Source organism: Pseudomonas sp. NPDC089534, assembly GCF_044749305.1.
Lineage (GTDB): Bacteria > Pseudomonadota > Gammaproteobacteria > Pseudomonadales > Pseudomonadaceae > Aquipseudomonas > Aquipseudomonas ekonensis.
Genome location: NZ_JBIVHR010000060.1, coordinates 1 through 13,032, shown reverse-complemented (window position 1 = coordinate 13,032; position 13,032 = coordinate 1). Strand labels below are relative to the sequence as shown.

General features: G+C 63.1%; 14 protein-coding genes. 3 read left to right on the top strand and 11 right to left on the bottom strand.

Annotated features, from left to right (window positions below; genetic code table 11):
• Window positions 1-98: 98 nt before the first annotated feature.
• From ACIP0B_RS18410 to ACIP0B_RS18360, 11 genes are all read right to left on the bottom strand, one after another.
• Complete coding sequence (locus tag ACIP0B_RS18410) at window positions 99-2,060, bottom strand: DUF4105 domain-containing protein (RefSeq protein ID WP_400834666.1); 1,962 nt, start codon at window positions 2,058-2,060, stop codon at window positions 99-101.
• A complete protein-coding gene (locus ACIP0B_RS18405; RefSeq protein ID WP_065260625.1) occupies window positions 2,057-2,377 on the bottom strand; it encodes a DUF2388 domain-containing protein in 321 nt (106 codons plus the stop codon). Before ACIP0B_RS18405 ends, ACIP0B_RS18410 begins: the two co-directional genes overlap by 4 nt.
• Window positions 2,378-2,404: 27 nt before the next feature.
• Window positions 2,405-2,713 carry a DUF2388 domain-containing protein gene (locus ACIP0B_RS18400; protein ID WP_400834663.1) on the bottom strand — a complete coding sequence of 103 codons (309 nt, stop codon included), beginning with the start codon at window positions 2,711-2,713 and terminating at the stop codon, window positions 2,405-2,407.
• A gap of 105 nt (window positions 2,714-2,818) precedes the next feature.
• Window positions 2,819-3,136, bottom strand: coding sequence for a DUF2388 domain-containing protein (locus tag ACIP0B_RS18395; protein ID WP_400834660.1), 318 nt, complete (start codon window positions 3,134-3,136; stop codon window positions 2,819-2,821).
• A 133-nt stretch (window positions 3,137-3,269) separates the two neighbouring features.
• Window positions 3,270-3,479 (bottom strand): DUF1127 domain-containing protein, encoded by a 210-nt coding sequence (locus ACIP0B_RS18390; RefSeq protein WP_400834657.1) that lies wholly within the window; start codon window positions 3,477-3,479, stop codon window positions 3,270-3,272.
• 257 nt (window positions 3,480-3,736) lie between these two features.
• Window positions 3,737-3,952, bottom strand: coding sequence for a DUF1127 domain-containing protein (locus tag ACIP0B_RS18385; RefSeq protein WP_400834654.1), 216 nt, complete (start codon window positions 3,950-3,952; stop codon window positions 3,737-3,739).
• 322 nt (window positions 3,953-4,274) lie between these two features.
• On the bottom strand, window positions 4,275-5,768 hold the full coding sequence (locus tag ACIP0B_RS18380; RefSeq protein ID WP_400834652.1) for an acetyl-CoA hydrolase/transferase family protein: 1,494 nt from the start codon (window positions 5,766-5,768) through the stop codon (window positions 4,275-4,277).
• Between the two features lie 215 nt (window positions 5,769-5,983).
• Entirely contained in the window at window positions 5,984-7,417 is a 1,434-nt protein-coding gene (locus ACIP0B_RS18375) for an NAD(P)(+) transhydrogenase (Re/Si-specific) subunit beta (RefSeq protein ID WP_400834649.1), read from the bottom strand.
• Window positions 7,417-7,740 carry an NAD(P) transhydrogenase subunit alpha gene (locus ACIP0B_RS18370; protein WP_085579499.1) on the bottom strand — a complete coding sequence of 108 codons (324 nt, stop codon included), beginning with the start codon at window positions 7,738-7,740 and terminating at the stop codon, window positions 7,417-7,419. The genes ACIP0B_RS18375 and ACIP0B_RS18370 overlap by 1 nt, the downstream gene beginning before the upstream one ends.
• 15 nt (window positions 7,741-7,755) lie before the next feature.
• On the bottom strand, window positions 7,756-8,877 hold the full coding sequence (locus ACIP0B_RS18365; protein ID WP_400834646.1) for a Re/Si-specific NAD(P)(+) transhydrogenase subunit alpha: 1,122 nt from the start codon (window positions 8,875-8,877) through the stop codon (window positions 7,756-7,758).
• A 434-nt stretch (window positions 8,878-9,311) separates the two neighbouring features.
• Complete coding sequence (locus ACIP0B_RS18360) at window positions 9,312-10,211, bottom strand: LysR family transcriptional regulator (protein WP_400834643.1); 900 nt, start codon at window positions 10,209-10,211, stop codon at window positions 9,312-9,314.
• Between the two features lie 158 nt (window positions 10,212-10,369).
• Here ACIP0B_RS18360 and ACIP0B_RS18355 point away from each other — a divergent pair, with 158 nt between their 5' ends.
• The 3 genes from ACIP0B_RS18355 to ACIP0B_RS18345 form a co-directional block, all read left to right on the top strand.
• A complete protein-coding gene (locus ACIP0B_RS18355; protein ID WP_085579505.1) occupies window positions 10,370-11,551 on the top strand; it encodes an acyl-CoA dehydrogenase in 1,182 nt (393 codons plus the stop codon).
• A gap of 13 nt (window positions 11,552-11,564) precedes the next feature.
• Complete coding sequence (locus tag ACIP0B_RS18350; protein ID WP_400834640.1) at window positions 11,565-12,785, top strand: CaiB/BaiF CoA transferase family protein; 1,221 nt, start codon at window positions 11,565-11,567, stop codon at window positions 12,783-12,785.
• 62 nt (window positions 12,786-12,847) lie between these two features.
• Window positions 12,848-13,032: hypothetical protein (locus tag ACIP0B_RS18345; RefSeq protein ID WP_400834637.1), on the top strand; the 185-nt coding region annotated here is incomplete at its 3' end.

The window sequence follows — 13,032 nt, the reverse complement described above, 5'->3', positions numbered from 1 at the left end:
TGCGGGAGCCGCTCGCCATCGACTGATCAGGCAGTAAAAAGGGATCCGGGGCTAAGCTCCGGATCCCTTTTTTTCGTTCGGCCCCTGCGCAAGGCCGCTCAAGGCAACTCCAGCCCGCCCGCCGCCTTGTGCAGTTTGCGCAGATGTTCGCCGATCTGCTTCACGTTGGCCTCGCTGGCCGCGATCTCCGCGGCGCGCTTGGGCTCCAGCAAGGCCCGCACTTCCTTGTCCAGGTCTCCGCTCAACGCCAGCAACTGCTTCTGGCGCTGGCTGCTTTCGGCCTCCAGCCGACTGAACTCGCTCGGCTGCGGCAGGCCGTAGCCGCGGGAGTCGAGCAGCTCCGCCGGACGGCTGAGGAAGCCGCTGTTGGCGAGGATCTGCTGCAGGGTCGCGTTGGCCTTTTCCATGCCGCCGTTCTCCAGCTCGCGGGCGCCGAGGTAGCGCTGCTTCACCTCATCCTGTGCCAGCAGCAGTTGACGGCGGAAACTGGCCTGCTCCAACAGCAGCAGCGCGGCGCTGGTGCGCAGGTCGGCGCGCTCGAACCAGGGCCGGCGTTCTTCGGCGGACAGCGACAGCCAGTCTTCGACGGTGGTCTGCGGGATCGGCAACTGTTTCTTCAAGACATCGAACATCGCCTGATAGCGCTCGCGGAACGAGTCGAAGCGATAGCCCAGGCGCAGGGCTTCCTTCGGGTCGTCGAGCACGCGGGTGTCCGCCAGGCCGCGCCCCTTGAGCACTTCCAGGAGGCCGTTGGGCATGATGCTGTCCAGGCCGGTGAGTTGTGCGTTGTTGCTGCCGCTGCGCAGCAGCTTGAGGCTCTCCACCGCGCAGTTGTTGGACAGGAAGAAGTAGTTGCCGTCGTAGCTCCAGTGCATCTCGGCGGCGTGCTCGACCACGTCCTCGATTTCGCTGTGCGACAGGTTCAGCGGCACCGAGGCCAGGCTGCGCAGTTCGGTCTTGGTGTATTCGTCGATCACCTGGGCCAGCGGCAGCACGAACAGCCGCGACGGGTATTTGCCCACCAGGCCGTCCCAGCTGGAGAGCTGCACATCGCCGACGAAGGCGCGGTACGACAGCACCAGGTGCTGGTCCAGGTCCAGCCGGCAGTCCGGGCCGCGGGGCCGGCCGGGTGCGCAGATCACCAGGCGCAGCATGCTGTGGCCCCAGCGGCTGACCCAGTTCTGGTTGGCCTCGGCCAGCAGGTAGTCGACGGCGTACACCCGCTCCGGATCCACCTGGCCCAGCGGCTGCTTGGCGAAGTCGTTGCCGGCATTCAGGAAGGCGAAGGTCTTGGCGCACGTGTCCCTGGCGGGCGGCGCCCAGCCGAAGTGATCCTTGTAGTAGCGGTACAGCGCGGGCCGGCGGCAGGCGTAGCTCGGGTCGAGGAGGAAGTACTCCATGTTGACCGCGACGAACTCCTTGGGGCTGGAGGTCTCGTACAGGTCCGGGCTGCGGGCGATTTGCCGGTTGTGCTGCTCGCGCTCGCCGCGGCGGCCGACGTATTGCTGCCAGCCGGCGAGATCCAGCAGGCGGGGATCGTCGCTCAAGGTGAAGCGGCGGCCGTTCTGGCCGCGGCATTCATCGGGGATGCCGATCGGGCCGCTGCTGTCGTTGCGCCGGGTGCAGCGCTGGATCAGCGTGCGTTCGGCGGCGGGCCACAGCCGGGCACGGTCGTAGATATGGGTGATTTCGTGCAGCACCGTGGCCAGCAGTTCCTGGCGGACGGTGCCGTGGGGGCGGCCGGTCTTTTCCTTGGCGGCGCTGCCGTCGGTGAGGCCGGCCAGCAGCTTGCGGTTCAGATCCAGTTCGGCCACCAGCGTGGCCTGGCCGTAGGCGTTGCCGGGCATGTCGTCGGTCCAGCCGACGTCGATCCGCCGGTCCAGCCGCTCGATGAAGCTGGGCGGCAGCGCCTGCATGGCTTCATCGAGCAGCGCCTGGCTGGCCTGTTGCTGGGCGGGGCTCAGGCCGTCGGTCTTGAGCCGCAGTTGCAGGTCGGCGTGGGCACCGTTGCCGATCAGCAACAGCGCCCCGGCCAGCAGCCAGGTGCCGAGCGACTTCACAGCGCGAGGATGGCTTCGGCCAGAACCTGGTCGCTGGCGTCACGGGCTTCCGGAACGCGGGTGCGCAAGGTGTTGAGCGCAGCTTCCAGGTGCGCGCCACGGATGTCGCCGTTGCTGGCGACGAAACTGGCGGCGTCGTCGTGGGCTTCGCGGATGATCTTCGAATCGCGGATCGACGTGGTGGTGTCGGACGTGAAATCGATGGTGCGCTGGGAGGCGCGGACAATGATGTTACTGGTGGCTACCAGGGTGTGCGCCTGGGCCATATCGGCCAACAACAGCAGGCCAAGGGCGGCAGCAATCAGCGGGCTACGCATGGAACGACTCCGAAAGGGCATGAATGACTATTGGACGAGAATTGCCTGTGCCAGTTCAAGGTCGCTGACATGAAGTTTGGGCTTGGATTTGCGCAGGTAATGCAGTGCGGATTCCAGGCGGGCGCCTCGCAGTTCGCCGTCACTGGCAACGAAGGCCGCGGCATCGTCGTGCGCGGCGAGCAGCAGTTTACGGTCGAACGGCGCAGAAGACACCATGCCGGTGGCGTAGACGCTGACCACGGTGCTCTGCGTGGACACGTCGAAGGCGTTGGCCGGCGTGGCCCAGCAGGCTGCCGTCAGCACGGAAGGGATAAGCAGGTTGGCAAGGAAACGCATGGGGCTCGGCTGCGGTTGAAGAGCCTGAAGGCTAACGCAACGCCCGGGCCAGAGCCAGCGCCGAAACATCGGGACACGGCTGGCGTGTCCCGTGACGCAACGGTTTCAGAGGGTCAGGATGGCCTGCGCCAGCTGCGCGTCGGTGGCGTTCAGTTGCGGTACCTGGTGGCGGATGTGGTCCAGGGCGCTTTCCAGCTTCACGCCGCGGATGTCGCCTTCGCTGGCCACGAAACTGGCGGCGTCGTCACGGGCGGCCAGGACGATCTTGTCGTCGCGGAAGGACGACGTGACGTCAGAGGTGGCGTCGGAGGAGGATTTGAGTGCGCCGACCACGGCATCGGTGGTGACGATGAAGCTGGTGGCGCTGGCATTGGCGGCAACGGCCAGCAGGGCGGCAGCGCTGAGCAGGCGGATAGGGGACATGGGAGAGCTCCTGTGGATAAACCGTATCGAGAGGTGGCACGGTGTCTGGGAGTCAGACGCCGATCGCACAGCATTCGCCACGTTCTGCGTGGATATTAGGCCTGTGCACCGGATTCGCCCAGTGGGCAGAGTGCTAGCGCCAGAACGGCTTATCCATTTCATTCAGCCGGTCGGCGTGGCTGAGGCCCAGGTCGGCGAGGTCCCGGCCATCGAGCCGGGCCAGCAGACGCCGGGTTCTGGCGCGCTCCAACCCTTGCCACAGGCTGCCGAGGAGACGCTGTGCAACAGAGCGGTGCGGACGGGACTGCCCCGAAGCGGCTGATACATCCTGCAATTCATTCATGACCTTTTCCTGTGTGCCAGAGGGGTGGAAGGTCATGTTGAGCCTGAGTCGGTGGCTGGAGCAGACACACCAAAGTTAAATTGTACTGGTTCAGTTTTTGGTTTTTTGAAACTGTACCTGTTGTTGGGGTATGCACCTGTACCGGCGATTTTTTCGGGCCCGAAACGACAAGGCCCGTCGCGGTTTCCCGCGACGGGCCTTGTTTTTTCAATTCGGGTGCTGGCGGTGGGTCTCGCGACCAGGGCCAGCGACGCTACTTAGCGCCAGAACGGCTTGCTGAGCTCTTCGTAGCGTTGTGCTTCGCTGATACCGGCGTCAGCCAGCAGACGCGAATCCAGACGGGCCAGTTGGTGGCGGCTGGAGATGCGGCGCTGCCACAGCATCAGGTTGGCGAGAACGCGCAGAGGCATGGAAGCCTGGGATTTTGCAGCTTTGTCTTCGAAGAACAGTTCGGAACTGAGTGTACGTTCCATGGTGGTCATCCTTCCGCTTGTGGCGGGATCAGGTAGTGGTTTAACTGGTGCCCATGATCCTCTCGTTTGGCCAGACTCTGTAGATACAGTTCACTTGTATTGTGAGTGACCAGTTAACTGTTTATAGGGGGTGTACGGGTCAAAATTGAGCAAACTGTACCTGTCCGCACCTTGTTGGTGCGTTTTTGCTCATTTGGAGAGAGGGGCGAAGAGAAAACGGCTGAAAACTACCGGTACAGCAGTACAGTTTTTGTCAGATGAGGTGTTTGCAATCTCCCGCTGACGAAAAACTGTGTTCGCGTCAGCGGGAAATCTGTTTGAGTTACACGGCCAGCATGCGCCCGGTCTCTTCCAGGTTCATGTGCCAGCTCAAGGCGTCGCGCAGGATGTGCGGCGTGTGGCCGCCGATGGCGCAGGCGGCGGTGAAGTAGTCGTTCAGCGCCTGGCGGTAGTCCGGGTGCACGCAGTTGTCGATGATCGCCCGGGCGCGCTCGCGCGGGGCCAGGCCGCGCAGGTCGGCCAGGCCGATCTCGGTGACCAGGATGTCGACGTCATGCTCGGTGTGGTCGACGTGGCTGACCATCGGCACCACGCTGGAGATCGCGCCGCCCTTGGCGATCGACTTGGTCACGAACACCGCCAGGTGGGCGTTGCGCGCGAAGTCGCCGGAGCCGCCGATGCCGTTCATCATCCGCGTGCCGCAGACGTGGGTGGAGTTGACGTTGCCGTAGATGTCGAACTCCAGCGCCGTGTTGATGCCGATGATGCCCAGGCGCCGCACCACTTCGGGGTGGTTGGAGATCTCCTGGGGCCGCAGCACCAGTTTGTCCTTGTATCGCTCCAGGTTGCCGAACACATCACTGTTGCGGCGTTCGGACAGGGTGATCGAACTGCCCGAGGCGAAACTCAGCTTGCCGGCGTCGATCAGGTCGAAGGTCGAGTCCTGCAGCACTTCGGAGTACATGGTCAGGTCGTGGAACGGCGAGTCGATCAGTCCGCACATCACCGCGTTGGCGATGCTGCCGATGCCGGCCTGCAGCGGGCCGAGCTTGTCGGTCATGCGCCCGGCGTCGACTTCCTGCTTGAAGAACGCGATCAGGTGGTCGGCGATGGCCTTGGTGTCGGCGTCCGGCGGCAGCACGGTGGACGGCGAGTCGGGCTGCTGGGTGATGACGATGCCGACGATCTTCTCCGGCGGGATCGGGATTGCGGTGCTGCCGATGCGGTCGTCGACCTTCACCAGCGGGATCGGCGTGCGGGTCGGACGGTAGGTCGGGATATAGATGTCATGCAGGCCTTCGAGGTTGGCGTTGTGCGCCATGTTGATCTCGACGATCACCTGCTTGGCGAAAATCGCAAAGCTCGCCGAGTTGCCCACGGAGGTGGTCGGCACGATGTGGCCCTGCTCCGTGATGGCCACGGCTTCGATCACGGCGATGTCCGGCAGCTTGAGCTGCTGGTTGCGCAGTTGCTCGACGGTTTCCGACAGGTGCTGGTCGATGAACATCACTTCGCCGGCGTTGATCGCCTTGCGCAGGGTGCTGTCGACCTGGAACGGCATGCGCCGCGACAGTACGCCGGCCTCGGTCAGCTGCTTGTCGAGGTCGTTGCCCAGGCTCGCGCCGGTCATCAGACTGATTTTCAGCGGCGTGACCTTGGCCCGCTCGGCCAGTGCGTGGGGGACGGCCTTGGCTTCGCCGGCGCGGGTGAAGCCGCTCATGCCGACGGTCATGCCGTCCTCAATCAGAGCGGCGGCCTCGGCGGCGCTCATCACTTTATCCAACAACGAAGGCAGGCGAATACGGTCACGGTACATGGATTTTTATCTCGGGCAGCGAGTAGCAGGATGCGCAGTCTATTGAATTTCGCGAACGCCTGTCCCGCGACCAAGGTCGCAAAAGAGGCGTCTATTCCGCAGGTTTCGAGTAAAACACCGTTACCGGATCGGTAACAACGCGGCAAATTGTCCAACGATCTGCGCCAACGAAAACGCCCCGACGGAGCGGGGCGTTTTCGTGGTGCGGGAGAGGGTTACTCGACCGCTTTGACCATGTCTTCGATGACCTTTTTCGCGTCGCCGAACACCATCATGGTCTTGTCCAGATAGAACAGCTCGTTGTCCAGGCCGGCATAGCCGCTGGCCATCGAGCGCTTGTTGACGATGATGGTCTTGGCCTTGAACGCTTCGAGGATCGGCATGCCGGCGATCGGCGATTTGGGATCGTTCTTGGCGGCCGGGTTGACCACGTCGTTGGCGCCGAGCACCAGCACCACGTCGGCCTGGCCGAACTCGGAGTTGATGTCCTCCATCTCGAACACTTGGTCGTATGGCACTTCGGCTTCCGCCAGCAGCACGTTCATGTGCCCCGGCATCCGGCCGGCCACCGGGTGGATCGCGTACTTCACGGTCACGCCGTGGTGGGTCAGCTTCTCGGTCAGCTCCTTCAGCGCGTGCTGGGCACGGGCCACCGCCAGGCCATAGCCCGGCACGATGATCACGGTGTCGGCGTTGGTCAGCAGGAAGGTGGCGTCGTCGGCGGAACCGGACTTCACCGGACGGGCCTCCTTCGAGCCGGCCGGGCCCGCGTCGGCGGTGTTGCCGAAGCCGCCCAGCAGCACATTGAAGAAGGAGCGGTTCATCGCCTTGCACATGATGTACGACAGGATCGCACCGCTGGAGCCCACCAGCGAACCGGCGATGATCAGCATCGAGTTGTTCAGCGAGAAGCCGATGCCCGCCGCCGCCCAGCCCGAGTAGCTGTTGAGCATCGACACCACCACCGGCATGTCGGCGCCGCCGATCGGGATGATGATCAGAACGCCCATCACGAACGCCAGGGCCAGCATCAGCGCGAACGCGGCCAGGTTGCCGGTGACCATGAAGGTCACGCCGAGCGCCAGCGTGGCCAGGCCCAGCAGCAGGTTCAGCTTGTGCTGACTGCCGAACTGTACCGGTGCACCCTGGAACAGGCGGAACTTGTACTTGCCCGACAGCTTGCCGAAGGCGATCACCGAACCGGAGAAGGTGATCGCACCGATGGCGGCGCCGAGGAACAGTTCCAGACGGTTGCCCGCCGGGATCGGGTCGCCCAGTTGCTTGACGATGCCCAGCGACTGCGGCTCGACCACCGCCGCGATGGCGATGAACACCGCCGCCAGGCCGATCATGCTGTGCATGAAGGCCACCAGCTCCGGCATCTTGGTCATTTCGACGCGCTTGGCCATGATCGAACCGGCGGTGCCGCCGATCAGCAGGCCGACGATCACGTAACCGATGCCGGCGGTGGCCAGCTCAGCGCCCAGCTTATAGATGAGGCCGACGGTCGTGAGGATCGCCAGCGCCATGCCGAGCATGCCGAACAGGTTGCCGCGGCGCGACGTGGTCGGGTGCGACAGGCCCTTGAGGGCCTGGATGAAGCAGATCGACGCGATCAGGTAGAGCGTCGTGACGAGGTTCATGCTCATTACTTCGGCGCCTCTTCTTGTGCGGCTTTCGGGGCTTTCTTCTTGAACATCTCAAGCATGCGGCGGGTGACCAGGAAGCCACCGAACACGTTGACCGCCGCCAGCGCCACGGCGAGGGTGCCCATGGCCTTGCCCAGCGGGGTGATGGTGAGGGCGGCGGCGAGCATGGCGCCGACGATCACGATCGCCGAAATGGCGTTGGTCACCGCCATCAGCGGCGTGTGCAGTGCGGGCGTAACGTTCCAGACCACGTGGTAACCGACATAAATCGCCAGCACGAAGATGATCAGGTTGTAGATACCGGGGGAGATGAGCTCTTCCATCGTCTGAATCCCTGCTTAGGCGTTTTTGCGGATGACTTGGCCGTCGCGGCACATCAGGCACGCGGCGACGATATCGTCTTCGAGGTTCACTTCGAATTGGCCTTCCTTGGTGAAGACCAGCTTCAGGAAGTCCAGCAGGTTGCGGGCGTACAGCGCCGAGGCGTCCGCCGCGACCTCACCGGCCAGGTTGGTCGGGCCGACGATGGTTACGCCGCTGTTCACCACGACCTGGTCGGCCACGGTCAGCGGGCAGTTGCCGCCCTGGGCCGCCGCCAGGTCGATGACCACCGAGCCCGGCTTCATCTGCGCCACGGTTTCCGCGCTCAGCAGCGTCGGTGCCTTGCGCCCGGGAATCAGGGCGGTGGTGATGACGATGTCGGCCTGCTTGGCGCGCTCGTGCACGGCCTGGGCCTGGCGCTGCATCCAGCTCGCCGGCATCGGGCGTGCATAACCGCCGACGCCGACCGCGCACTCGCGCTCTTCATCGGTCTCGTAGGGCACGTCGACGAACTTGGCGCCGAGGGACTCAATCTGTTCCTTTACGGCAGGGCGCACGTCAGACGCTTCGATCACCGCCCCCAGACGCTTCGCCGTGGCGATCGCCTGCAGCCCGGCCACGCCTGCGCCGAGGATCAGCACGCGCGCCGCTTTCACGGTGCCGGCCGCCGTCATCAGCATCGGCATGAAGCGCGGGTAGTGGTGGGCGGCCAGCAGCACGGCCTTGTAGCCCGCGATGTTCGCCTGGGACGACAGCACGTCCAGGCTCTGGGCCCGGGAGGTGCGCGGCGCCGCTTCCAGGGCGAACGCGGTGATCCCGCACTCGGCCATTTTGGCGATGGTTTCGTTGCTGAAGGGATTGAGCATGCCCACCAGCACCGTTCCGCGCTTGATCAGCGCCAGTTCGGCGTCGCTGGGGGCGACCACCTTGAGAATCAGCTCGGCGCCGAACGCATCGTTGGCGCTGCCGATGGTTGCGCCTGCCGCCTCATAGGCACTGTCCACAACGCTGGCCTTGATGCCGGCGCCGCTTTGCACAGTGACCTTATGACCTTGGCCGATCAGCTTCTTGATGGTTTCCGGGGTTGCAGCAACCCGTGTTTCACCGGTCTGGGTTTCGAGAGGAACACCAATGTGCACGTCAAATCTCCTGCGTGATCTTATTGAGTAAACCCATGCACTTCGGATGGTGCGGCTGGGGCGGCCGATCAGCACGGCCCCGCCGAATCAAGGCGGGGCGCGGCATTTTGCAGGCGAAGTTTATGCCCTTCAAGGGATTATGACGGGTGACGGAAAATTAACTACAAGTCATCCCGTGACCGAATGTCGCAGATGGCCAGTTGAATCCCTTGCAGGCCGTGCCTTGTAAGGATTCTGGCCGATTACGCAATTTTTTATCATCGGTGGCGTGAATAAGCACCGATGAGTCGTAAATGTGTCCTCAAAGCCACGTCGTCAGGCGGTTCTGGCACGTCTGTACGACCTTCGTATACAGTCTGCTGATTTGCGACAAATACTTATATCTGTAGGGCTTCAATTTTGCTGACTACGGGGTCAGCAATCGCTGATGGCCTTTATTCTTCTAGGCTGTAGCCATGCGCCTGATTCACCAGCCAGTCGCGAAATGCCTTAAGTGACGCCGATTCCACTTTTCGCTCCGGAATCATCAGGTAGTACGCCTTGATGCTGGAGAGCGCGTTCGGGTTGGCGATCACCAGGCGTTTCTCGGCCAGTTCGCGCTGGATCAGGAACGGCGGGATCAGCGCGATGCCCATGTCGTGCATGGCGGCCTGGGCAAGCATGGAGAATAGCTCGTAGCGCGGGCCTGTCATGTCGCGGGGCACATTCAGGTGCTGTGAGTTGAACCACTGGCGCCAGGCATATGGGCGGGTGGTCTGCTGCAGCAGGGGCAGTTCGGCGATCTCGTCCGGCGTCAGGTGCGCCCTGTGGCCGAGCAGGGCCGGGCTGCACACCGGCATCGGATTCTCGCCCATCAGCCTGTGGGATTCCGTACCGGACCAGTCGGCGTCACCGAAGTAGATCGCGGCGTCGAAGTCGGTGTCGGCGAACAGGAACGGCCGGGTGCGGTTGGTCAGGTTGACGGTCACTTCCGGGTGCTTGAGCTGGAAGTCCTTGAGCCGGGGGAGCAGCCATTGCGTGCCGAAGGTCGGCACCACGGCCAGTTCGATCACGTTGGCGCCTTGCTGGCCCATCACCGACAGCGTGTCGCGTTCGACGGCGTCCAGTTGCGTGGCGACCCGGCGGCTGTAGGAAAGCCCCGCCTCGGTGAGTTTCACTCCGCGACGCGAACGTCGGAACAGTTCGACGCTGAGGAACTCCTCCAGGCTGGCGATCTGTCGGCAAATGGCGCCCTGGGTGAGGGAAAGTTCTTCGGCGGCCTTGGTGAAGCTTTCGTGCCGGGCGGCGGCCTCAAAGCTGATGAGGGCGGTGGTGCTGGGGATCTTTCTGCGCATGTACGTCAACCTCACTAATACATCGCACGAAAGGCATCTGGCGATGTTTCGGAGTGAGAAATTAGCACAACAGGATGCGAAATCCTCGTTTGCCGCCAGGGCGAACCGGGCCTAGGATCAATGCCACGTCAATTCACCCGATTTGCGAGGACTCACTCATGGGCGGTAAAGCTAGCTTCAACTGGATCGATCCCCTGCTGCTGGATCAACAGCTCACCGAAGAAGAGCGCATGATCCGCGACAGCGCCGAGCAGTTCGCCCAGCAGAGCCTCGCGCCGCGCGTGCTGGAGGCGTTCCGCCATGAGCAGACCGATCCTGCGATCTTCCGCGAGATGGGCGAAGTCGGCCTGCTGGGCGCGACCATTCCCGAGCAGTATGGCGGCAGCGGCCTCAACTACGTGAGCTACGGCCTGATTGCCCGTGAAGTCGAGCGTGTCGACTCCGGCTACCGCTCGATGATGAGCGTGCAGTCTTCGCTGGTGATGGTGCCGATCAACGAATTCGGCACCGAGGCACAGAAACAGAAGTACCTGCCGAAGCTGGCGTCCGGCGAGTGGATCGGCTGCTTCGGCCTGACCGAGCCGAACCACGGTTCCGACCCGGGCGCGATGATCACCCGTGCACGCAAGGTCGACGGCGGATACAGCCTGACCGGCGCCAAGATGTGGATCACCAACAGCCCGATCGCCGATGTGTTCGTGGTCTGGGCCAAGGACGACGCCGGCGACATCCGCGGCTTCGTTCTGGAGAAAGGCTGGAAAGGCCTGAGCGCACCTGCCATTCACGGCAAGGTCGGCCTGCGCGCGTCGATCACCGGTGAAATCGTCATGGACAACGTGTTCGTGCCGGAAGAGAACATCTTCCCGGACGTGCGTGGCCTGAAAGGCCCGTTTACCTGCCTGAACTCGGCGCGCTACGGCATCTCCTGGGGCGCATTGGGCGCCGCCGAGTTCTGCTGGCACACCGCCCGCCAATACACCCTGGATCGCCAGCAGTTCGGTCGCCCGTTGGCCGCCACTCAGCTGATCCAGAAGAAACTGGCGGACATGCAGACCGAAATCACCCTGGCCCTGCAAGGCTGCCTGCGTCTGGGCCGCATGAAGGACGAGGGTACGGCGGCCGTTGAAATTACTTCGATCATGAAGCGCAACTCCTGCGGCAAGTCTCTTGAGATTGCACGCATGGCGCGCGACATGCTGGGCGGCAACGGCATTTCCGACGAGTTCGGCGTTGCCCGTCACCTGGTCAACCTGGAAGTGGTCAATACCTATGAAGGCACCCACGACGTTCATGCGTTGATCCTGGGGCGTGCGCAAACCGGCCTGCAGGCGTTCTATTAATAGGAGAGCGAGCATGGGCGCGCTGTCGCATCTGCGGGTTCTGGATTTGTCGCGAGTGTTGGCGGGCCCGTGGTCCGGCCAGATCCTGGCCGACCTTGGTGCCGAGGTGATCAAGGTCGAGCGTCCGGGCAGCGGTGACGATACCCGCGCCTGGGGGCCGCCCTTCCTCAAGGACGCCTATGGGGAGAGTACCTCCGAGGCGGCCTATTACCTGTCGGCCAACCGCAACAAGCAGTCGGTGACCATCGACTTCACCCGTCCGGAAGGGCAGAAGCTGGTTCGGGAGTTGGCCGCCAAGTCCGACATCCTCATCGAGAACTTCAAGGTGGGTGGTCTGGCGGCCTACGGCCTGGACTACGAATCGCTGAAGGCCATCAACCCGAACCTGATCTATTGCTCGATCACCGGATTCGGTCAGACCGGCCCGTATGCCAAGCGTGCGGGCTATGACTTCATGATCCAGGGGTTGGGGGGGCTGATGAGCCTGACCGGCCGCCCCGAAGGCGATGAGGGCGCCGGACCTGTAAAGGTCGGCGTTGCGTTGACGGATATCCTGACCGGTCTCTATTCGACGGTCGCGATCCTCGCGGCGCTGGCTCACCGCGAGCAGGAAGGTGGTGGACAGCACATCGACATGGCATTGCTTGACGTGCAGGTGGCCTGCCTTGCGAACCAGGCGATGAACTACCTGACGACAGGCAACGCACCCAAGCGTCTGGGCAATGCGCACCCCAACATCGTGCCGTATCAGGACTTTCCTACGGCTGATGGTGATTTCATCCTCACCGTTGGCAATGACGGGCAGTTCCGCAAATTCGCCGAAGTGGCCGGACAGCCGCAGTGGGCGGATGACCCTCGCTTTGCGACCAACAAGCAGAGGGTGGCGAACCGGGCGGTGTTGATTCCGCTGATTCGTCAGGCGACCGTCTTCAAGACGACGGCCGAGTGGGTGGCGCAATTGGAGCGGGCCGGAGTGCCGTGCGGGCCGATCAATGACCTGTCGCAGGTGTTCGAGGATCCTCAGGTGAAGTCCCGAGGGTTGGCGATCGAGCTGCCCCATGCGCTGGCAGGGTTGGTGCCCCAGGTGGCGAGTCCGATCCGGTTGTCGCAGACGCCTGTGGAGTATCGTCGTGCGCCTCCATTGTTGGGGGAGCACACGCTGGAGGTCTTGCAGCGCGTGCTGGGTCTGGAAATCGGCGCGGTCGCCGATCTGAAGGCGAATGGGGTGCTTTGATCATTCCTTCTATATAGAGGGTGCGAGAGTCCACTCCCTATATAGAGGGTATTGGATGTTTTTTGATCAAGCTGCAAGTTATTGAAAGAGAAGTGAAATTAACGGTTGACGGCAGATTTAAGTTCTCTATAATTCGCCCCACTTCCGGCGCAGTCGAAACGGAAAACTCCTTGAAATTCAATGAGTTAAGAAGTTTTCGGCAGCGGATCGCTTCAGTTCACCGAAGCCTGGAGGGAGTCGAAGAGGG